Source organism: Mycobacterium sp. 852002-10029_SCH5224772 (genome assembly GCF_001667315.1).
In the GTDB taxonomy this organism is placed as follows: domain Bacteria; phylum Actinomycetota; class Actinomycetes; order Mycobacteriales; family Mycobacteriaceae; genus Mycobacterium.
Map to the genome: position 1 here is coordinate 1 of NZ_LZHT01000012.1, position 19516 is coordinate 19516.

15 protein-coding genes and 1 pseudogene are annotated in these 19516 nt (G+C 66.6%); 10 read left to right on the plus strand and 6 right to left on the minus strand.

Annotated features, from left to right (window positions below; genetic code table 11):
• The 3 genes and pseudogenes from A5775_RS03670 to A5775_RS03680 form a co-directional block, all read right to left on the minus strand.
• A pseudogene (locus A5775_RS03670) lies at positions 1-266 on the minus strand (aminodeoxychorismate synthase component I); the annotation flags it as partial.
• A 163-nt stretch (positions 267-429) separates the two neighbouring features.
• On the minus strand, positions 430-1341 hold the full coding sequence (locus A5775_RS03675) for an RNA polymerase sigma-70 factor (protein ID WP_067247689.1): 912 nt from the start codon (positions 1339-1341) through the stop codon (positions 430-432).
• A complete protein-coding gene (locus tag A5775_RS03680) occupies positions 1338-2525 on the minus strand; it encodes an NAD(P)/FAD-dependent oxidoreductase (RefSeq protein ID WP_067247692.1) in 1188 nt (395 codons plus the stop codon). The genes A5775_RS03675 and A5775_RS03680 overlap by 4 nt, the downstream gene beginning before the upstream one ends.
• Positions 2526-2889: 364 nt before the next feature.
• Between A5775_RS03680 and A5775_RS03685 the strand changes: the two genes are divergently transcribed.
• Together A5775_RS03685 and A5775_RS03690 are read left to right on the plus strand one after the other, a co-directional pair.
• Positions 2890-4563, plus strand: a complete 1674-nt coding sequence (locus A5775_RS03685; RefSeq protein WP_067247880.1) for a hypothetical protein — start codon at positions 2890-2892, stop codon at positions 4561-4563.
• A 209-nt stretch (positions 4564-4772) separates the two neighbouring features.
• The gene (locus tag A5775_RS03690) at positions 4773-6638 is read left to right on the plus strand and encodes a bifunctional diguanylate cyclase/phosphodiesterase (RefSeq protein ID WP_067247695.1); all 1866 of its coding nucleotides are present in this window, start codon (positions 4773-4775) and stop codon (positions 6636-6638) included.
• A 25-nt stretch (positions 6639-6663) separates the two neighbouring features.
• On the opposite strand, the gene A5775_RS03695 is transcribed toward A5775_RS03690, so the two are convergent.
• Positions 6664-7458: an FkbM family methyltransferase gene (locus tag A5775_RS03695; RefSeq protein WP_067247698.1), complete on the minus strand. Its 795-nt coding sequence runs from the start codon at positions 7456-7458 to the stop codon at positions 6664-6666.
• A 344-nt stretch (positions 7459-7802) separates the two neighbouring features.
• On the opposite strand from A5775_RS03695, the gene A5775_RS03700 reads away from it, so the two are divergent.
• The 6 genes from A5775_RS03700 (at position 7803) to A5775_RS03725 (ending at position 16306) form a co-directional block, all read left to right on the plus strand.
• On the plus strand, positions 7803-9476 hold the full coding sequence (locus tag A5775_RS03700) for a hypothetical protein (RefSeq protein WP_067247701.1): 1674 nt from the start codon (positions 7803-7805) through the stop codon (positions 9474-9476).
• 195 nt (positions 9477-9671) lie between these two features.
• Positions 9672-11135, plus strand: coding sequence for a polysaccharide biosynthesis tyrosine autokinase (locus A5775_RS03705; protein ID WP_067247705.1), 1464 nt, complete (start codon positions 9672-9674; stop codon positions 11133-11135).
• Positions 11136-11188: 53 nt separating this feature from the next.
• Complete coding sequence (locus tag A5775_RS03710; protein ID WP_231995111.1) at positions 11189-12640, plus strand: O-antigen ligase; 1452 nt, start codon at positions 11189-11191, stop codon at positions 12638-12640.
• Between the two features lie 15 nt (positions 12641-12655).
• Positions 12656-13669 (plus strand): glycosyltransferase family 4 protein, encoded by a 1014-nt coding sequence (locus A5775_RS03715; protein ID WP_067247712.1) that lies wholly within the window; start codon positions 12656-12658, stop codon positions 13667-13669.
• 16 nt (positions 13670-13685) lie between these two features.
• Entirely contained in the window at positions 13686-14612 is a 927-nt protein-coding gene (locus A5775_RS03720) for an aldo/keto reductase (RefSeq protein ID WP_067247883.1), read from the plus strand.
• Positions 14609-16306, plus strand: coding sequence for a GMC oxidoreductase (locus tag A5775_RS03725; protein WP_067247716.1), 1698 nt, complete (start codon positions 14609-14611; stop codon positions 16304-16306). Before A5775_RS03720 ends, A5775_RS03725 begins: the two co-directional genes overlap by 4 nt.
• Before the next feature lie 13 nt (positions 16307-16319).
• Here A5775_RS03725 and A5775_RS03730 read toward each other — a convergent pair whose 3' ends face one another.
• Both A5775_RS03730 and A5775_RS03735 read right to left on the minus strand, forming a co-directional pair.
• Entirely contained in the window at positions 16320-17195 is an 876-nt protein-coding gene (locus A5775_RS03730; protein ID WP_067247719.1) for a hypothetical protein, read from the minus strand.
• Positions 17192-18313 carry a Gfo/Idh/MocA family protein gene (locus A5775_RS03735; protein WP_067247722.1) on the minus strand — a complete coding sequence of 374 codons (1122 nt, stop codon included), beginning with the start codon at positions 18311-18313 and terminating at the stop codon, positions 17192-17194. Before A5775_RS03735 ends, A5775_RS03730 begins: the two co-directional genes overlap by 4 nt.
• Before the next feature lie 264 nt (positions 18314-18577).
• Between A5775_RS03735 and A5775_RS03740 the strand changes: the two genes are divergently transcribed.
• On the plus strand, positions 18578-19033 hold the full coding sequence (locus tag A5775_RS03740) for a polysaccharide biosynthesis protein (protein ID WP_067247725.1): 456 nt from the start codon (positions 18578-18580) through the stop codon (positions 19031-19033).
• Entirely contained in the window at positions 19030-19515 is a 486-nt protein-coding gene (locus A5775_RS03745) for a glycosyltransferase (RefSeq protein WP_067247728.1), read from the plus strand. The genes A5775_RS03740 and A5775_RS03745 overlap by 4 nt, the downstream gene beginning before the upstream one ends.
• The last annotated feature ends 1 nt before the right edge of the window (position 19516 follow it).

The window sequence follows — 19516 nt, forward strand, 5'->3', positions numbered from 1 at the left end:
GCGCCGCGATCGGGATACGACAGGTAGCCAATCCAGCCGCCGCCCACCGCGTGCGGTTCCAGCGTCCGCGATCCCGGCAGTGTCGTGAACACGTCGTCGACGTGCACCGGCCGCACCGACAGGCTCGGCGCGATCACCGCCAACGCACCGAACCATTCGCCGGTCAGCGCGGCCGGCGGCGGGAGACCGAGCCGGGTCGTGGCGTCACCGACGGCGCGCAGCACCTGGGGTGCGGCGCCAAGATCGCCGAGCCGGTCGATGCGCACAGCCCTAGCTTGACAGAGCGGCGGGCGTTCGCATCCCCGGTATCGTTCGCCGGTGAGATGGTGGCGACCCGCTGCACCCGGCTACGCCGCGTTTGCGATCGCCACGGGTCCGATGGTGGCGACCCGCTGCACCCGGCTACGCCGCGTTTGCGATCGCCACGGGTCAGCCGCGGCTGATGTCGCGGGCGGTGGCCAGCGCCGCCAGTTTGCGCGGGTTGCGCATGACGTAGAAGTTGGTGATCTTGTCGTCGGCGATCTCCACCGTGATCACGCCTTCGAGTTGGTCGCCCAGGTAAAGCAACACCGCCGGGGCGCTGTTGCAGGTCACCATCTCCACCCGCAGCGCCCCCATGCCCACGGCTCGGCGCATCAGCCCGGCGAACGCCCGGGCCACCTTTTCGGCGCCGACCACCGGACGACGCGCCGCGCTCACCAGACCGCCGCTGTCGGCCGTCCAGGTGGCGTCCGGGGCCAGCATCGTCATCAGCGCTTCCACGTCACCGCCGGCCGCCGCGGCCAGGAACTGCGTGGTGATCTCGGCGGTGCGCTCCGGGTCTACCGCGTCGAAGCGCTTGCGCCGGGCCCGCACGTGCTCGCGGGCCCGGTGCGCGACCTGTCGCACGGTGGGGGCCGGCTTGCCCACCGCCTGAGAGATCTCGCCGTAATCGAAGCCGAACACCTCGCGCAACACGAACACGGCCCGCTCGTCGGGACTCAGCGTTTCCAGCAAGACCAGCATCGCCATCGAAATCGACTCCGCAAGAACGACATCGGCGGAGGGGTCCTGCTCGTCGAGCAGCAACGGCTCGGGCAGCCACGGGCCCACGTACTCCTCGCGCCGGCGGGCGTCGGCCCGCAGCGCGTTGAGCGCCTGGCGGGTGACCAGCTGGGCCAGGTAGGACTTGGTGTCGCGCACCGTCGCCAAGTCGACGGCCGACCATCGTAGGTAGCTGTCCTGCAGCACGTCGTCGGCCTCGGTTGCCGAGCCCAGCATTTCGTAGGCGATGGTGAACAGCAGTGGCCGCAGAACGGTGAACCGTTCTGCGTGCTCACTGCCGCTCGGTGTGTGGGTCATCGCAGCGCGGCCTGCTCATCGGCCGGCGACTGCGCGGGCCGCTTGCCACCCTTGAGCCAGAGATACGAACCGGGCTTGGCCGCCTCGCGCCGGATCGCCCACAGCGTGCCCTTGCAGATCGTCTCCTTGAGCGACGCCGCCGCCCGGCCACCGAGGAACATATTCACCGGCGTGTCATCGGTGCGTGCCAGCTGGAACGTGGCGTGCGAGCGGCCCAGGCTGATGCACTGTCCGACGAACGCCTGGCTCAGCGCCGCGGGCGCGTCCCCGGCGATGCGGCTGAGCACGGTGTTGGCCGCCTGGGCGCCCATTGGCCCGGCGGCCTGGCAGCTCATCCGCAACGGCTGACCGGACGGCGCGGCGGCGTCACCGGCGGCGACGATCCGGTCGTCGTCGATGCTGGTGAGGGTTTCGTCGGTGAGCAGCCGGCCCAGCGGGTCGGTGCGCAGCCCGCTGCGTGTGGCGAGATCGGGCACGGTGAATCCGGCCGTCCAGACGGTGGCCGCGCTGGGCAGTACGGCGCCGTCGGTGAGCACGACGTCATCCCAGCGCACCTCGGCCACGGCGACGGACTCCAGCACGGTGACCCCCAGGCGGCGCATCCGCTTGGCCACCGAGCGCCGGCCCCGCCTGCTCAGCGACGGACCGAGAACGGGATCGCAGACCAGGGTCACCGGGCGTCCCTGCTCCGCCAGCTCGGAGGCGGTCTCGATGCCGGTCAGGCCGCCGCCGACGACGGTGACGGGTGCGGGCAGCGGCAGATCGGTGAGCGCGTAGTGCAGCCGCTGCGCGCTTTCCAAGTCGGCGACCGAATGAGCGAACTCGGCGAAGCCCGGCACCATCGAGGGCATCGCGCCGGTGCTGCCCACGGCGTAGATCAGGTAGTCGTAATTCAGCTCGGCGCCCGAGGTCAGCAGGATGCGCCGGCCGGCGGGCTCGATGACCTCGACCGTGTCGACGATCAGCCCTATCCCGGCGCCGAGCAGCGTTGTGTAATCGGCGGTCGCCGTGCCTGTGTCGGCGACCAGCTGGTGCAACCGGATGCGTTCCACGAAGACCGGCCGGGGGTTCACCAACGTGATGTCGATGTCCGGCCGTTGCCGCAGATGGTTAGCGGCCAGCGTTCCGGCGTATCCGCCGCCGACAACGACGACATGCGTTTTCTTGGGGGCCACCTCGGTCATGGCTGTCTCCTATTCGTGAGGTCCTGTGCCCTTGAGACACCGCGGGCCGGCCGAGCGTGACAGCGTCGCCCGCAATTGTGACCCGTCTCACTGCGCTCGCGTCGGCGCAATGGGTTGGTTGCCCGCAGCACCCTCGCTGAGCTGCAGCGGAGCGATGCCGGGGCGCGCGTGATACGCTGCGCTACGCCAATTCGTGGCCCGGCCCCGAGCCGGATACACGCACCAGACAACCCGTGAAACGTGGGCCACTTCAGTGCGCATCGGTGTGTATTGGGAGAAGCAACCTTGACGACGACCATTTCTGCGAGCAGCCGCGGGCCTTCGTCGCGGGGCGTGTCGTCGGGCGCGATCTGACGCCGTGACGATGTTGTGCTCATTGAGGACAAGCGCGCTCGCCGCTGTCGTGTGCGTGGCGCTGGTGTTGAGTGGATGCGGCGGCAAGAACGACCCCGGGCCACTGTCCGCGATGGTCAGTCCGGCCATCCCGCCCACCGCCCAGGAGATACCCAACCCCCTGCGCGGCCAGTACGAAGAAATGATGAATCCGCTTTTCCCGCAGGGGAATTCGGCGCAGCAGCGATACTCGTCCTGGCCCGCCTCCTACGATGCCAGCTTGCGCGTCTCGTGGCGGCAGCTGCAGCCGGTCGATCCGCGCACGCTGCCCCCCGATGCGCCCGACGACCGCAAGTTCGATTTCAGTGCGATCGACGACGCGCTGGCCAAGCTCGGGGCTCGGAACATGCGCCTGACCCTCGGCGTGTACGTCTACAAGTCCTGTTGCAACGACACCTATTCGGACAACACCAACATCGCGATTCCGGACTGGATGCGCCCCTTTGCCGCCAGCTATCCCGCCCCGGCGAAAGGCTCGGCCCCGGGCGTCACCCAGGTGGTGCCGAACTTCAACGACCCCGACTACCTCAACGGCGTCAGTCAACTGCTGGCCGCCCTCGGTCGTCGCTATGACGGCGACGAGCGACTCGGCGTGTTCGAGTTCTCCGGATACGGCGACTTCGGCCAGAACCACGTTGCGTACCTTCGCGATTCGCTGAGCGCGCCGGGACCCGCGCCGGACGACAGCGTGGCAAAGCTGGGCTATTTCAGCCAGTTCCGCGACCAGAGCATCACCAAAGCCTCCATCGCGCAGTTGGTCGCGGCGAACGCGAACGCTTTCCCGCACACGCAATTGGTGGTGGCCCCGCAGAATCCGGAGATCGTCCGCGAATTGTTCGCCGGCGACGTCACCAAGAAACTGGCCGCGCCCGTTGGCATCCGCGCGGATTGCCTCGGTGTGCAGGCGCCGTTGCCGGAATGGGCCGACGCCAGCGACTCGCATTACGTGCGCTCCAACGATGCCGTCGTCAACGCGATCAAGCAGCGGCTCAGCTCCGCGCTGGTGATCAGCCAGTGGTGCCGGTTGCCCAACGGCGCCGACCCCCGGTCCTACTACGAGAAGGGCCTGCACGACGTCATCAGGCATCACGTGTCGATGACCTCGAGCGCCGACTTCCCCGACCGGGATGCGACCTCGGCAATGGATCCCAAGCTGTTTCTGCTGTGGGCCAAGGCCAATACCTCCGCCGGCTACCGGTACTCCGTCGAGGCGAAGCCGGGATCGCAGTCCATCGGGGGCAAGGTGGCGACGATCTCGGTGGCCTGGACCAACTACGGCGCGGCGGCGGCAACCGAGCACTGGGTCCCCGCCTACAAGCTGGTGGACTTCTCCGGAGCGGTGGTCCGCACCCTGCCCGCGACGGTGAATCTGGCGAAGCTGGTGCACGACGAGACCAGCCAATCGCGCGAGGAACCGGTGCCCGAATCGTCGAGCGAGTCGGTGCACGTCGACGTGACGGGGCTGGCGCCCGGTCACTACACGTTGCGGGCCTGTGTCGAATGGCAGCAACACAAACCGGGCGCCTCGCACGTCGTCAACTACGCGCCCATGGCTTTGGCCCGGGACGGCCGCGACGGCTCCGGGCTGTACCCGATTGCCACACTTGACATCCCGAGCGACTCGGCTTCAGCAAACGCTCAGTGACGTCTTCGCGACGTCGCGATGTTCGTTCGCTGCGCGTTTCATAACCCCGGATGGGCGGGGCCGTGCGTGATACCGTTCTCGAACGGATTTCGGCCTCCCGAGCTGGCGGGTCGGAATTCAACCAGCAAACGACCGAGCGAACCGTCGAGAAATGCGCGGGCACCCCAGCGGGGACCCACACAGGTTAGTGTCCCGTATCGGAGGACTCCGTGCCACGCAGCCTGAACCTGGTGGTCACCTCCGTCGCCACGCAGCTGATGGAGGCCACGGCATCCACGGCCGCCGCGGTCAGCGAAAAGGTGCTCGCGCAGCTCGTCGAGCAGTTCGATGTGGACGCCAGCTTCCTGCGCCGCCACGACAACGATGCTGCGGCGTCGGTGTTGGTGGCCGAATGGCCGCGGCGCACCGACGGCATGGATCCGGACTTGACGGCCGCTCTGCACTGGGACGGCGTCGAGTCGGTGCTCGCCCAATGTGAGCGAGACCGGAAACCCGTGGTGACGCGGCCGGATCGGCCCGACGGGCGGGTCCGCCGGTCGCTGAGCCGGGGCAAAGCACCCGCGTCGCCCTCGGTGGCCGCCGCGCCACTGGTGTCCAGCGATGCGTGCACCGGCGTGCTGGGCTTCGTCAAGGTCGGTGCCCGCAAGTGGAAGCAAGAGGAGATCAACACGCTCGAGGCGGTAGCCGCCCTGTTCGCGCAGCTCCAAGCGCGCATCGTTGCCGAAGAGCGGCTCCGCTATCTCGCTGAGCACGACGACCTGACCGGTGTGTACAACCGCCGGGCGCTGGTCGCGCACCTGACCGAACGCCTTGCCGCGGGCAGTCCCGGTCCCGTCGCGGTCTTCTACCTCGACCTGGACCGGCTCAAGCCGATCAACGACTACCTCGGTCACGCCGCGGGTGACTGGTTCATCCGGGGCTTCGCCCAGCGCATCGAGGAGTGTGCGGGAACGTCGAGCATGATCGCCCGGCTCGGTGGCGACGAGTTCGTGGTCATTCCCGACCAGCCGATGACGTCGGAGGCCGCCGAGGCGTTCGCGCGTCGCCTCTCCACGATGCTCTGCGATCGGCTGACCATCGGCGGCCACCTGATCAGCAGGACCGTCAGCATCGGCCTGGCGGTGGGCACACCCGGGTCGGACAACTGCGCCGATCTGCTCCGCCGAGCGGACGAGGCCGTGCTGACGGCCAAGCGGGCCGGCGGCAACCAGACCGCGGTGTCCACCGATGACATGGCGCTCAAGCGGGCCTTTCGCAACGACATCGAGCTGCACCTGCAAGGCGACATCGAAAGCGAAGGCCTGCTCCTGCATTACCTGCCCGAGGTCGACTTGTGGACCGGCGCCATCGTGGGTGCGGAGGCGCTGGTGCGCTGGCGGCACCCCGTCTGGGGGCTGCTGCTGCCCGACTCGTTCATCGGTGTGGCCGAATCGACCAACCTGGCCGCGGAGTTAGGCGGGTGGGTCATGCGCAGCGCCTGCGCCGAGTTCAGCCGGTGGCGCGCCAACGGCGTCGGGCACGGCGCCATGCTGCGCATCAACGTGTCGCCCATTCAGCTGATCAGTCGTGGCTTCGTGGAAAGCGTCGCCGACACGATCGGCGAGTTCGGTATCGATGCCGGATCGGTATGCCTGGAGATCACCGAACGCGCCGTGGTGCACGACATCGAAACCACCCGAAACACCTTGTCGGAGCTCAAGGAAGTCGGCGTGCAGATCGCCATCGACGACTTCGGCACCGGCTATGCCGTTCTGTCCCACCTGAAGTCCCTCCCGGTCGACATGCTCAAGATCGACGCCGGGTTCGTGCGTGACGTGGGCACCGACGCCGGCGACCTGGCCATCGTCCGCGCCATCATCGGGCTCGCCGAGGCGTTCGGCCTGGAAGTGGTCGCCGAAGGCGTCGAGACGCCCGCCGCCGCATTGACTTTGATGCAACACGGGTGCCACCGCGCGCAAGGCTTCCTGTTGTCGCGGCCGCTGCCCGGCAACGCGATGGAAGCGTTGCTGTCCGCGCGGTGGATGCCGATGCCGTTTCTCGCCGATCGCGAGTCGTCGTCGCTGGGCTCGATGTAGCGACCGCACAGATCGCGGTCGCCGCTCAGAGATCCCTGGGCAAGAAGACGAAGTTGTTGACGTAGATGCCGTGGCCGGCCCAGCCGTCCTCCCGGCTGCCGACGTTGGCCGGATCCTGATGCCGGGCCGGGTCGAAGTCCGTTATGGTCCGCCGAACGCCATCGAGATCGAAGTAGCCGGCGTAGCCGAGTCCGGCCAGCAGCCCGGTGATCTCGGCGATGGCGTGGGGATGGTGGCGTTCCTCGGCTTCGACGACAATCGCCGGTCGGTTGCGTGCGAGCGTCTGTGTGGCGCCTTGCAATACTGCGAGTTCGTGGCCTTCGACGTCGATCTTGATCAGGCCGATGTCGTCGAGACGCAGGTCGTCGAGGCGCTCGACCGGGACGTCAAGGCTGCGAATTTCGTCCCCACTGACGTCGGTGAGTTCGTTGCCGGTGTCGATAGTGCTTCGGCCCGGCTCGGATTCGACCACCCGCATGGCGATCCTGCCGGGTTTGTCGGACAGCGCCACCGCCTCCACCTGGACCGGGGCGCCGACGGCGCCGAACATCGATGCCAGATCGTGGGCCTGCGCCGGCCGGGGCTCGAACGCGATCACCGATCGCGACGACGCCAACATCGCGATCGTGAATTCGCCGAGATCGGCTCCGATGTCCAGCGAGATCCGGCGTGGATCGCACAACGACGCCACCAGCTGGATGTCGGGCCGCGATTGACCCAGACGTTGCAGGATGCGGAATCTGCGCTGCCAGAACAGGCGCGGTGCGAGTTTTTTTGCCGCGGGCGCGAGCCGACGTTTGGCCGAGCGTGCGACAGACATCTGCGACGATCTCCTGCCCGATATGCGGAGCCATCAGCTTAGTCGATGCCGGGCGCGCACCACGCGCCACGCACGGTGGGTGCCAAGTTTCACGGTGACGACGTTTTGGATGGGAGCCCGGATTTGCCGATGCGCTCCGGGGTTGGGCGCTACCCTGTTGTCACCCTTGATATCCCGCGACGACGTGATGTCAGGCGACGGCCGATGACCGCCGCGAAACGCGAACCGCCAGAGAGGTAACAGTCGATGCATGTGATGGACACGGTGCTTTCTGGGCGGCGCATGCCGACGCGGTTCATCACCTGCCGCGAGCCGGTGCGGCCGGACGCGGTTTAGCGCGCACTATGGTCCGGACAATGAGAAAGAACGTATTTGTCGTTGGCGTGTGCGTGGCGCTGGTGCTGAGCGGGTGCGGTCATCGCGGTGGCTTTGAGCCACTGACCGCGATCGTCAGCCCCGCCATAGGGATGTCTGTGCAGGACGTACCGAATCCGCTACGCGGCCAGTACGAAGATCTCTTGCAACCGCTGTTCCCGCAAGCCAATCCCGCGCAGCATCGGTATCCGGCGTGGCCCGCGTCGTCTGACGCCAGTCTGCGCATCCCCTGGCGGCAGTTGCAGCCGACCGATCCGAGCACCCTGCCGCCCGACGCTGCTGACGATCGCAAATTCGATTTCAGCGCGATCGACGATGCGCTGACGAAACTGGCCGGTCGCAATATGCGCCTGACGCTGCGGGTGGTCGCCTACAACTCCTGTTGCGACGCCGTCTATCCGAACAACACCAACATCGCGATGCCCGACTGGATGCGCTCGGCGGCCACCAACTACACCGGTCCACAACGATATTGGTGGACAGCCGGTGTGACGCAGGTCGTTCCGAACTGGAATGACCCGAATTACCTGAACGCGTTCAGCCAGCTGTTGGCCGCGCTGGGCCATCGTTACGACGGCGACGAGCGGCTGAGCATTTTCGAGTTCTCCGGTTACGGGGATTTCAGCGAGAACCACATCTCGTATCTGCGTGACACGCTGGGCGCACCGGGGCCCGCCCCTGACGAGAGCGTCGCAAAGCTGGGGTATTACAGCCAATTTCGTGACCAGAACATCACCGCCGGATCTATTCGGCAGCTGGTCGCGGCGACGGTAAACGCCTTCCCCCACACCCAATTGGTGACGACGGCGCTGAACCCGGAGATTGTCCGTCAGTTGATCGCCGACGACGTCACCAAAAAGCTGTCCGCGCCGGTGGGTATCCGCGCGGATTGCCTGGGAGTCCAGGATCCGCTGCCCGCGTGGGCGGAACGGGATGGTTCGCATTATGTGCAGTCGAAGGATCCGCTAGTCGGCGCACTCAGAAACCGCATGGCCTCGGCGCCGATGATCACCGAATGGTGCCAGCTCCCCCAGGGAACCGATCCGCGGTCCTATTACCAAAAGGGCCTCAACGACGTCATCAAATACCACGTGTCGATGACATCGAGTTACAACTTCCCGGCCGTGGATGCGACCGCGCCGATGGACCCGGCGCTGTATCTGCTGTGGGCGCAGGCCAACGTGGCCGCCGGATACCGGTATTCGGTCGAGGCGCGGCAGGGCTCGCCATCGGCGGGCGACGGGAAGGCGACGCTGACCGTCAACTGGACCAACTACGGCGCCGCCGCCACCACCGAGAACTGGGTCCCGAGCTACCGGCTGGTCGACTTCCTGGGGACGGTGATCCGGACATTTCCGTCGACCGTGGCGCTGAAATCCCTGGTCCACGAGCAATCCGCCGACGGCTCCCATGAGCCGGCCCCCGCCTCGTCCACCGAGTCCGTTGACATCGACCTGGCGGGCCTGGCGCCCGGGCACTACACGCTGTGCGCATCGGTGGACTGGCAGCAGCACAAGCCCGGCGCGTCACACGTCGTGAACTACCCGCCCATGCGGCTCGCGCGCGACGGGCGCGATGGCGCCGGATGCTATCCGGTCGCAACCCTCGACATGCCCCGCGATGCTCCCCATCGCGCCCCCTGACCTTGCACAACAGGATCAACAGGCACACCAGGTCACCGGCACGGTCCTCGACCACCTGCCCGGTAAGGCGCGACGCCGATTCCGGCAAAGCCTGAGTGAAGATGCTGCATAATCTGCATTGGGTATGCGCGTCCGGCGCGAGGAAATCTAAATGACGCTATTCGCGCCATAAGCTTGGAGAAAGGTTGCCAGCCGATGGATTTCCGTACCTTTGTCCGGATTCTCGGGGCGCACTGGAAACTCGCGATCACCGCGCTGCTGGCCTGTACGGTCGGCGCCGCCTTCGTGACGGCCCTGCAGACGAAGCACTACCAGTCCTCGGCCACGGTCCTCATCTCGTTTTCCGGCGCAACCGACCTCAACGAGTTGTACAGCGGCACGGAGGCTGCCCAAGAACGGCTGTCGTCCTACGCCCAGATCGCCGGCGGACATATCGTGGCCGAGCGCGCGATCCGCCAGCTTCAACTTCCGATGCGGACCGATGATCTGCTGAGTCAAACCCAGGTGAAGTACACCCCGAAATCGGTGCTCTTCACGATCAGCGTCAAAGACACCGACCCCGCCCGCGCCGCCGCCTTGGCGGGCGCCATGGCCAATCAGTTCAGCGCGGTCCTGCCGACGCTCAGCCCGGCTCAGGGTCCGAGCGGTGTGGTAGCACCGGTCACCGCGGGAGGCAGACCCGATGCTGGCGAGGCGACGACCCCACCGGTTCCGCCGACGGGGGTGCCGGGCGCGTTACAACCAAATGGCAAGCCGGTGCCTGGCGCCCATGCGACGACGGTCGAGCCGCCCCGCGTGCCGTCCATTCCGGTTTCGCCGGTACCGATGCGAAACATGTTGATCGGGTTCATCGCCGGTGTGCTTCTTGCCATCGCGGTCGCGCTGACCCGCGAGGCCGGCGATCGCACCGTGCGCACCCGCGCGAAGCTCGAAGAACTCTCGAACTTGTCCGTTCTGGCCGAGCTGCCCGGAAAGCGCGGTGGGACTCCGCGGTTCGGCACCGACAGCGCCTTCGACGACGCCGTGCGGGGCATGCGTGCCCGGTTACTGCGGGCGGTGGGACCCGATGTCCGCCGGGTGCTGGTGACGGGGCCGTTCGGTGGCGAAGGAACGACGACGACAGCGATGAACCTCGCGCTTGCGCTCGCCGAAATAGGCGAAGATGCCCTGCTCGTCGAGGGCGACAGTCGCCGACACGTGATCGCCGGTCTGCTCAGGGTCGAATCGGGGGAGGGGCTTGCCAGCGCGCTTGCCAATCCCGACGCCGCCGCTCAGGTTGTGAAGCCGACGCCGATTTCGAAGCTGTACGTTCTCGCGTCTCGGTCCGCTCGTCGCGAGAGTTTGCCGCCCAGCGCGTATCTGCCGGAAGTGATCGACCGGGTGCTGCAGGGATTGTCGTCGCGGTTCGATCGGATCGTGGTCGACGGACCGCCGGTGCTTGCGACGGCGGATGCGGGCCTGCTGGCCGGCGCCGTCCAGGCCACGGTGCTGGTGGTTCGGGCCAAGCGCACGACCGCCGACGAACTCCAGGACGCATTGACGGCCTTGCGCGCGGCCGGCGCACAGGTTGTCGGCACCGTGCTGACCGATGCCCGCCAGTCGCTGCACATCAGGGCCGCGGACCGCGCCTACCGGTCGAAGGTCAGCAGGCCGGCGTGATCCCCTACCTGCGGGCACGTCATCGCCTGGCAGTGGATGGGGCCCTGCTGGCGATGTTCGTGTTCGGGTGCTTCGTGTTCGGCATTCTTGCCGTGCGTCGAACCACCGAGGGGGTGCTGCTGACGGCCGCGTTGTTCTGCGTGGTCGTGTACTGGGTGAAACCCGAAGGGATGGTAGGGGTCACGCTGTTCGGTGCCTTCGCGGCATTGCCGGAAGGCCTGCACGTCGGCAAAGTCTTTGGCCCGCTGACGATTTACGCCTACCACCTGGCTGCGATCCTCGCGATCTGCTACCTGATCCAGTCCGCGCGACCACGGTCTTCCGATTTCCTGCTGCCGGGGATCCTGGTGGTGGCGGTGCTGTGGTCCGCTGCCACCGGGTTCGCCACCGGAAATCCGGACCTGACGGTGACCCGTGAAGCGACCACCATGCTCGAGATGGCCCTCGGCTTCGTCCTCGCGTTGTTGGTCGTCTACAGCGGCCACGTCAAATGGTCGATCCGGGTGATGATCGTCATTCTGTGGTTTTCGGCGGGCATGGCGATCGTGAGTTCGCTGTATGCCATCCGGTTGGCCGGTCGGGCGGAAAGCCTGGAGGGGACAACGGGTGCCGGCCAGGCCGTGCGCATCATCCTCTCCACCCAGACGCCGGCCACCGCGGTCCTGAGCGCGCTCGTCGCCGCGCCGATCGTCGGCCGTGTCAGGCCTATGGCGTATCTCGCCTTAGGCCTTCCCGCGCTGAGCATTTCGCTGCTGTCCTTCTCCCGTAACACGCTGATCTCCATGGGGGTGGCGGCCCTGGTCGCATTGCTGGGCAGCATGAGTTGGGCGGCCGTGCGGCGGGCGGTCGCGGCCGCCACGGTCGGCGCGGCCTTTGTCATTGTGACGGTGCCCGGGTCGCTGTTTTTGCTACAGCGATCGAAGACCGGGGCATGGCTCGCCGACCAGTACGTCGCGTTCAATCAGCGAGTGCTCGGCGGGGTCACGTCGAGCGCACTCGCGGTCGACGATTCGGCCCTGGAACGACTCCGGGAAATCAATCTCCTCAAGGAGACCATCGCCCAGGCCCCGTTCTTCGGCCATGGCCTGGGCTACGTGTATCAGCCGCCGACCGGGGACGACGAATTCCACCGGTACCTCTATCCCGCCTATTCCCACAACTTCTACCTGTGGTGGTTGGCCAAGGCCGGGACGGTGGGCATGGCGGCCTTCGTCCTGTTCGCGCTCACTCCGGTGATCCTGGCGCTGCGTTGTGCCCCGGCACCGGCGAAAATCAGTGCGGCGGTGGCCGCGGGCCTCTTGGCGATATCCGCCGTGTGGCCATTGCCGGAGATGCCGATGGACGCCTTGGGGTTGGGCATGGCGCTGGGGGCGGCGATGGGGTACGCCGGCCTACGGCGCCGGGGTGTGGAGGGCAGCCGGCTCGAGGACAACCCAGCGCCGGCACCGACCACCACGCCCGACCCAACTCGTGACGCCAGGGCCGGCGTGGTCACTTCCCCTTAGACGAGCTTGGCCAACATGATCGCAGTGACACACGTGGGGCCCGACATGTACAGCATCGGCGGGACGCAGTCCGTGATTCGGGTGATACGCGACAACAAGATTGGCGCCGACGACATCCGCGTCCTGTCGACGTGGAACGGGGACCGCCACCTGAAGAACCTGTTTCTCACAGCACGCGCGGGGATTTCACTGGCCCGGACCCCTCGTCGCACCATCGTGCACTTCCACATCTCCAATGGCGGGGCCTGGCTGCGCGAAGGACCGTTGATCCGCTTGGCCAGGGCCAAAGGCTTGCGGGTGATCGTCACCCTCCATGGCCCCGACTTTCCCGACTTCGCCAGGTCGCGGCCCCGCTTCGTGGGCGCGACGTTGAAGCGGGCGGACCATGTGATCTTGTTGTCGGAGGAAGCGCGCGCCGCCGTCGCCGAGGTGGCGCCCACGGTGCGGACCGCCGTGGTGCCGAACCCGATCGCGGTCGACCGTGATGCGCCCGGGGCTGGCTCTACACCACCGGTCGCGCTCTTCGCGGGCACCGTTGGCCTTCGGAAAGGTGTCGACAAACTTGTCGCGGCCTGGCGGCTTCTTCTTGCCGAGGGCATCGAAGGCCGTTGTCGGATAATCGGTCCCATCGACGACTATGCGCCGCCCGAGACGGAACGGCTGACCGTCGAAGGCCCGATCCACCCCGACGCGGTCCGCGCGCTGCTCCGCTCGGTCCGGGTGGTCGTGCTCCCGTCGTTTGCGGAGGGGATGCCGATGATCCTGACCGAAGCCCTGGCCGGCGCGCGCCCGTTCGTGGCTACACCCGTCGGCGGTACTGCCGAGATTGCGCCCGACCCGGGCATGCTCGTCCCGGTCGATGACGTGCCCGCGTTGGCGCAGGCGATCGGTCGATACCTGCGCGATCCGGCGCTGGCCGAGCGTGATGGACTACGCGGTCAAGAGCACGTTGCGGCGACACGGAGCCCCGAAGTCATCGACGCCGAGCTCCGCCGGATCTACCTGGGCTGCGACATTGCGGCGGGTTGAGCTCCAGGGACCGCAATTGGCGGTCAGCGCAATCGGTTTCGGATGCGGCGCACTGATGCAGTCGCCGTCCCGCAAGGAACGGATGGCGGTGCTCGCCGGCGCGGTGGACAGCGGCATCACCCACTTCGACACCGCGCGGATGTACGGGCTCGGGATGGCCGAGGCGGAGCTGGGGTTCTTCCTGCGCACACTCGACCGCGGCAGCGTGACCATTGCCACCAAGTTCGGCATCGATGTCGGCGGCGCGGCGCGGCGCCTCGGCCGGTTGCAGGGCCCGGCACGCGCACTGCTGAAAAAGGCGCCCGCGCTGCGCCGTATCGTCAAGCGGCAGCAGGCGCCGTCGGCGACTGCGCGGGCGTATGACGTGGCCGTCGCGGCACGCAGCCTTGACGAGAGTCTGGCGGCGCTCGGCGTCGACTACGTCGACATCCTTTTCGTCCACGCCCCAAGGCCTCAGGACACTGTCGCCAGCGACGAACTCCGCGAATTCTTTGAGCGGGTGAGCCAACAGGGAAAGATTCGCGCCTGGGGCGTCTCGCAAGACGAGGGGCTCGAGGTCGACTTCGTCCGCGCATTCGCGCCGCGGGGAGTCAGCCAGCTCCGCAGCGACTTGCTCAATCCTTCGCCGCGACCCGCCGATATCGCATTCGGTGTGCTCGACGGGCCGTACCGGAGGCTTTCCGGCGCCTTACTTTCGGACCCTGGATTGGCAGGACGCTGGCGCGAAGCCCTGCAGATCGATCCGCTGGCGCCCGGTGTGCTGCCCAGGCTGATTCTCGCGTCGTCGGCCACCGCAACGGGTTGCCGCGCAATGCTGTACAGCACCACCAGGCCGCAGCGGGTCGCCGAAGCCGCGACCGCCGTTTCCTCGCCACCCGATGCCGAGACGGTGACGCGGTTCCTCGCGCTCGTCAGGGAGTTTCGAGAGGGTGCGGCCGCGTGATTCGCGACACGAAGGACTTTGCCACCGGCACGACGATCGAGACGGACGTGGTGGTCATCGGGGCCGGCCCGATCGGTATCGCGACCGCGCTGGAACTCGTGGGTTCGGGCGTGCAGGTGGTCCTCATCGAAAGTGGTCTCGAACGCAATGACCCTGCGGCACAAGCGTTGTCGATGTTCGATTCGCGCCACGACGACTACTTCCATTCGCGTAGCGAGCTGACGGTCCGCCGCCAGGTCGGGGGAACCTCAGCGCTGTGGGGAGGACGCTGCCTCAAGTTCGACCGGGTCGATTTCGAGGCTCGACCCGTTACCGCGCAGGCGCCGTGGCCGATCGGGCACGACGATGTCGAGCCGTATCTTCAGCGGGCCTGTGACTGGGCCGTGTGCGGCCGGGCCGCATTCAATGCGCGCGAGATTCCCGAGATTGCGCATCGCGATTTGGTCGGGGGCCTCCCCGACGGCGACGTGCGCACGACCGACCTTGAACGCTGGTCATTACCAACCCGTTTCGGACGCCACTACCGCACGCGGTTGCGAAACACGTCCCTTCTCACACTGTGGACCGGCCTCACCTGCACCGAGATCGTGACGACTGCGGCCGGTGACTCCGTCGACCACCTGGTGGTCAAGGCACTGAACGGCGATGAGGGGAGGGTGGTTGCGACCGACTACGTCATCGCGACCGGGGGTTTGGAGGCCACCCGTTTGCTGCTGGCTTCTGATCGCCATCACCCCGGGGGGTTGGGGAATGCGGGCGGGCACCTAGGGCGATGGTACATGGCGCACGTCGAGGCCCGGGTCGCGCGCGTGCAGTTCACCACGGACGCTGTCATCCATGGATACGAGCGGGACGGGGAGGGGGTCTATGTTCGCCGGCGCTTCACCTTCGACCCACACCTGCTGCGCGAAGCCGGAATGCCGAACGCCGCAGTCTGGTTGGTGAATCCACCGATCAGCGACCCGAGTCACGGAAGCGGAATCCTGTCGGGTGTTTATTTGACGCTGATCTCGCCGGTCGGCCGTTTCCTGCTCGCGGAGGCGATCCGCGAGGCGCACACGAAGACGGACGGTTCGCCACGGATCCTCGCGCACCTGGGCAACATCGTGCGCGACGCGTTCGCCTCGATCCGGTTCGCCATCGCGTTCTGCTACGCACGGTTCGTCCGCGGGGGCCGCAAGGCGCCCGGGTTTTTCGTGAAGAGTGCCGACAATCGCTACCTGCTGCAGTACCACGGCGAGCACCTTCCGCACTGGGAGAGTCGGGTCGAGCTGACCGACGAACGAGACGCCCTCGGCATGAGGAGGATTCGCACGCGTATGCACTTCTCCGACGCCGATTACGCGAGTGTGCGCAGGGCCATCGGCGCAATCGATGAACACCTTCGCCGCCACGGTGTGGGATGCGTGGAATGGCTGGTTGACGATGTCGAGGCCTCGGTACGTGCCTACATGCAGAAGCGAACCGGTTTCCACCAGGCGGGAACCACCCGGATGTCGACGTCACCGGAAGGCGGCGTCGTGGATCCGCACCTGCAAGTCCACGGCGTTCGCGGACTCTACGTTGCGAGCACCTCGGTTCTGCCGACATCGAGCCAGGCCAACCCGACACTGCTCGGGATCGCGCTGGGTGTGCGGCTCGCGGAGCGTTTGGCCAAAACGCGGATCGCCTGTCCGTCAACGGATTCAAGATAGCCGGGCGCACAGATTACGCCGGGACCTGCCAGAGCTCGTCGATCAGGGACTTCGTCTGCCGGATGTTCGCACGGCTGGATGCGCCGAAGACGATCGAATGGATCTGCGGCTGGCCGCAGACGTACTCGATGGCCTCGCGGGGCGGGATCGCGCCCGAGGCGAGCACCGACATCGCGACCAGTCGGCAGCGGCGCTCTCGGATGGTCCTCTCGTACAGCTCTATGCCGCCACACATCCGGAAGCCGATCTTGTTGAAATTGGCGCACACAACCGGATTCTCGATCCCCTGGCCATCGAGGGCATCGAGGAGGCGCGGCAGATTCATGGTGATGAAGCCCGGCTCGGCGCCGTACTTGAGCTTCACGTGGTCAGCAAAGAACCGGAAGGCCTCGTTCATCCCGAGGCCGAGAAGCAAGTCGGTGACGACGTTTTGGATGAAGATGACGGGCGTGGACAGTCCGGCGAACATCTTCATCTCGGCATCGACCAAAAGCTGCATGATCGGCTCGATGTCCTTGCCGGCGATGGCCACCCCGCCCTTGAACATCGACTTGACCGCCCCATCGTCGGGCAGGAACTTTCGGAGCGCCTCGACCATGCCGAACTCGGTCACGGCGTTGGCGTACTTGTGGGCGTACGGCATGCACGGATAGAAGACATAGTCGGGGTATCGGATTCGGTTGGCGCGGAAATGATCGCAGATTTCGGCGACGCGATCGTGCGTCGTGCACACGAACGTGCGGATGCCTTCCTGGTACGCCGCGTCCAGCGTCGCCAGCACCGGCGGGAGGTGCTGAAACCGTATCGCCTGGGTGCGCGCTTTCTCCTCGGACATGTGGTTGACGCCGAAGAACTGGTTGTCGCCGAAAAGCACACGGTCCATGGTCACGACGCCCTCGAGGTGGCAAGCTTCCTGATGCGCGCAACGATCTCGCGCCGCAACGAGCCGCGCGGTGATCCATTCACGGCCGCCGGTGGCGGTAGGGGGCCCGCGCCGGCTGCGCCACCGGTGATCATGTCGACCACCCGATCGACGTCGAGCGCCGAGCGAAACGTGTTCTCGCCATTCACCCGGTTGTTCTTGATGCTCTGCGCGAAATAGTCGATCTGCGCCGAATACTCTTCACCCCGAAGGTAATACCAGACCTCGTCGGTGAGATCGGTGGTGTACCGGATCGTCCAGCCCGCCCCCAGATCGGGAAGCCCGGGGTGCGTCTCGCGCAGATAGATCTGGCATTCCTGCCGATCGGCGACGACGCGGCCGTTGGTTCCCCACACCGAGACCTTCGTCGACATCTTGCGAAAGCTCTCGTCGCTCCAGTTCACGCAGAGCTGGCCGCTTGCGCCGTTGTCATAGCGCATCGTGCAGTAGACCTCGTCGTCGACGTCGCGCGAGAAGACGCTGTGGCGGACGACTCCGTCGACCGAATGGGGCACGCCCGCGATGAAATTCATCAAATCGATGGCGTGGCAGGCGTAGTCGTAGAGGGCGCCACCGCCTTCGGCTTTCACGCCGCGCCACGTGCTTCCCTTCGGGCGAAGGACCACTGGGCCGTACGCCTCGGCGCGCACGTGGTGCACCTGCCCGAGCGCGCCCGACGCGACGATTCGTGCCGCCTCCTGGAACGCGCCGATGAAGCGGCAGTGATAGCCGACCTGCGTGACGAGCCGATTGCCCTCCGCCAGTGTCACCAGGCGCTCGCCGTCGGCGACATCGAGGACGAACGGCTTCTCGCAGAAGACGTGTGTGCCTCGGGCAAGGGCCTTTTCGACCATCGGCGCATGCAGCCGCGACGGAACGGCGACGACAACCGCATCAACCTTCGTCTGGGTCAGCATCCGATCGAAATCGTCGTAGCAATCCAGACCGGTGTATTTGGCCAGGATGTCGCGCATGTAGCCGGCGGAGTCACACACGCCGACCACGTCGAGGTCCGGGTGCGTACGAAGGATGGCAAGGTGCGAAAGACCCATCTTGCCCAGGCCGACTATGGCCGTTCGAATCATCGTCCGTGCCTTTACTCACTCCGAGTGCCGCATCGGCAACGTGTACGGCCCGCCAACAAGGTGGACGTTAGCATCCGGTCGCAGCATCATCGCGAAATCTGCTCGATCTCTTTGCCGTCGGCAACCGGGCGGCGGCCACGACGGGAGTTAGTCTTTTCAACACGGTCTCGGTTATGCCGTCGGCCGCTGCACAGCACGACACTTGACATCGGGACCGTCGCGACGTTGCCGGGAGATTGGCACGCGCCTCAAGCGAGGGAAGACATGGGCCGGCTGCTCCTCATCGCGTCCTCCGGTGGGCACATTTACGAAATGTTCTGCCTGCGGGAGTTCTGGCAGGACAAGGATCGGTTTTGGGTGAGTTTCGGGACCGCCGACGCGCGCTATCTGCTGCGCGACGAGCGGGAGGTCTATTGGGCCGCGCACCCGACGGTCCGTAACGTGCCCAACCTGCTGCGCAACCTGGTGCTGGCGCTACGCCTTCTGATCCGCCACCGCCCCGCCATGATCTTGACGACCGGATCGGGCGTAGCCGCGCCCTTCCTCTGGTTGGCCTGGCTGCTGCGGATTCCCGCCGTGTTCGTCGAATCCATCACCCGCATCACCGAGCTTTCGCTCACCGCCCGCATGGTGAAGCCGTTCGCCTCCCGCTTTCTGGTGCAGTGGCCCGAGTTGGCCGACCGGATTCCCCGCACCGAATATCACGGGAGGATCGTGTGATCTTCGTGATCATGGGGATGGAGGTCCATCCCTTCGACCGGCTGGCGCGCGCGGTGGACGAGCTGGCGCGCACGAATAGGGTGGGGGAGGACTTTTTCGTGCAGCTCGGAACCTGCAAGTTCGAGCCGCGCCACGCCGCGTTCGAGCGCTTCCTGTCCTTCGGGGACGTCTGCACGCATATCCGGCGGGCCTCCGTCGCCATCACCCACGCGGGCGCCGGATCGGCACTGTTGTGCATCGAGCAAGGGAAACATCCCGTGCTCGTGCCGCGTCGCTCGTCGCGCGGAGAGCACGTCGATGAGCACCAGCTGCCGTTCGCCGAGAAGTTGGCGGGTGCCGGGCTGGCGACCGTGGTTCGGGAAACAGGCGAACTCCCGGCGGCCATCGCGGCGACGCGGTCTCGATCGGCGCCGCCCGATGCGCTGGGCCGGGCCCGCGAGCTGACCGGGTGGCTGGAGACGTTCTGGCAAGGCCTCGCCTGAG

Excerpts from the sequence above, each read along its gene's own strand:
- A5775_RS03675 (WP_067247689.1), bottom strand. The coding sequence starts at position 1,341 with ATGACCCACACACCGAGCGGCAGTGAGCACGCAGAACGGTTCACCGTT.
- A5775_RS03680 (WP_067247692.1), bottom strand. The coding sequence starts at position 2,525 with ATGACCGAGGTGGCCCCCAAGAAAACGCATGTCGTCGTTGTCGGCGGC.
- A5775_RS03685 (WP_067247880.1), top strand. The coding sequence starts at position 2,890 with ATGTTGTGCTCATTGAGGACAAGCGCGCTCGCCGCTGTCGTGTGCGTG.
- A5775_RS03695 (WP_067247698.1), bottom strand. The coding sequence starts at position 7,458 with ATGTCTGTCGCACGCTCGGCCAAACGTCGGCTCGCGCCCGCGGCAAAA.
- A5775_RS03700 (WP_067247701.1), top strand. The coding sequence starts at position 7,803 with ATGGTCCGGACAATGAGAAAGAACGTATTTGTCGTTGGCGTGTGCGTG.
- A5775_RS03705 (WP_067247705.1), top strand. The coding sequence starts at position 9,672 with ATGGATTTCCGTACCTTTGTCCGGATTCTCGGGGCGCACTGGAAACTC.
- A5775_RS03710 (WP_231995111.1), top strand. The coding sequence starts at position 11,189 with ATGTTCGTGTTCGGGTGCTTCGTGTTCGGCATTCTTGCCGTGCGTCGA.
- A5775_RS03715 (WP_067247712.1), top strand. The coding sequence starts at position 12,656 with ATGATCGCAGTGACACACGTGGGGCCCGACATGTACAGCATCGGCGGG.
- A5775_RS03735 (WP_067247722.1), bottom strand. The coding sequence starts at position 18,313 with ATGATTCGAACGGCCATAGTCGGCCTGGGCAAGATGGGTCTTTCGCAC.
- A5775_RS03740 (WP_067247725.1), top strand. The coding sequence starts at position 18,578 with ATGGGCCGGCTGCTCCTCATCGCGTCCTCCGGTGGGCACATTTACGAA.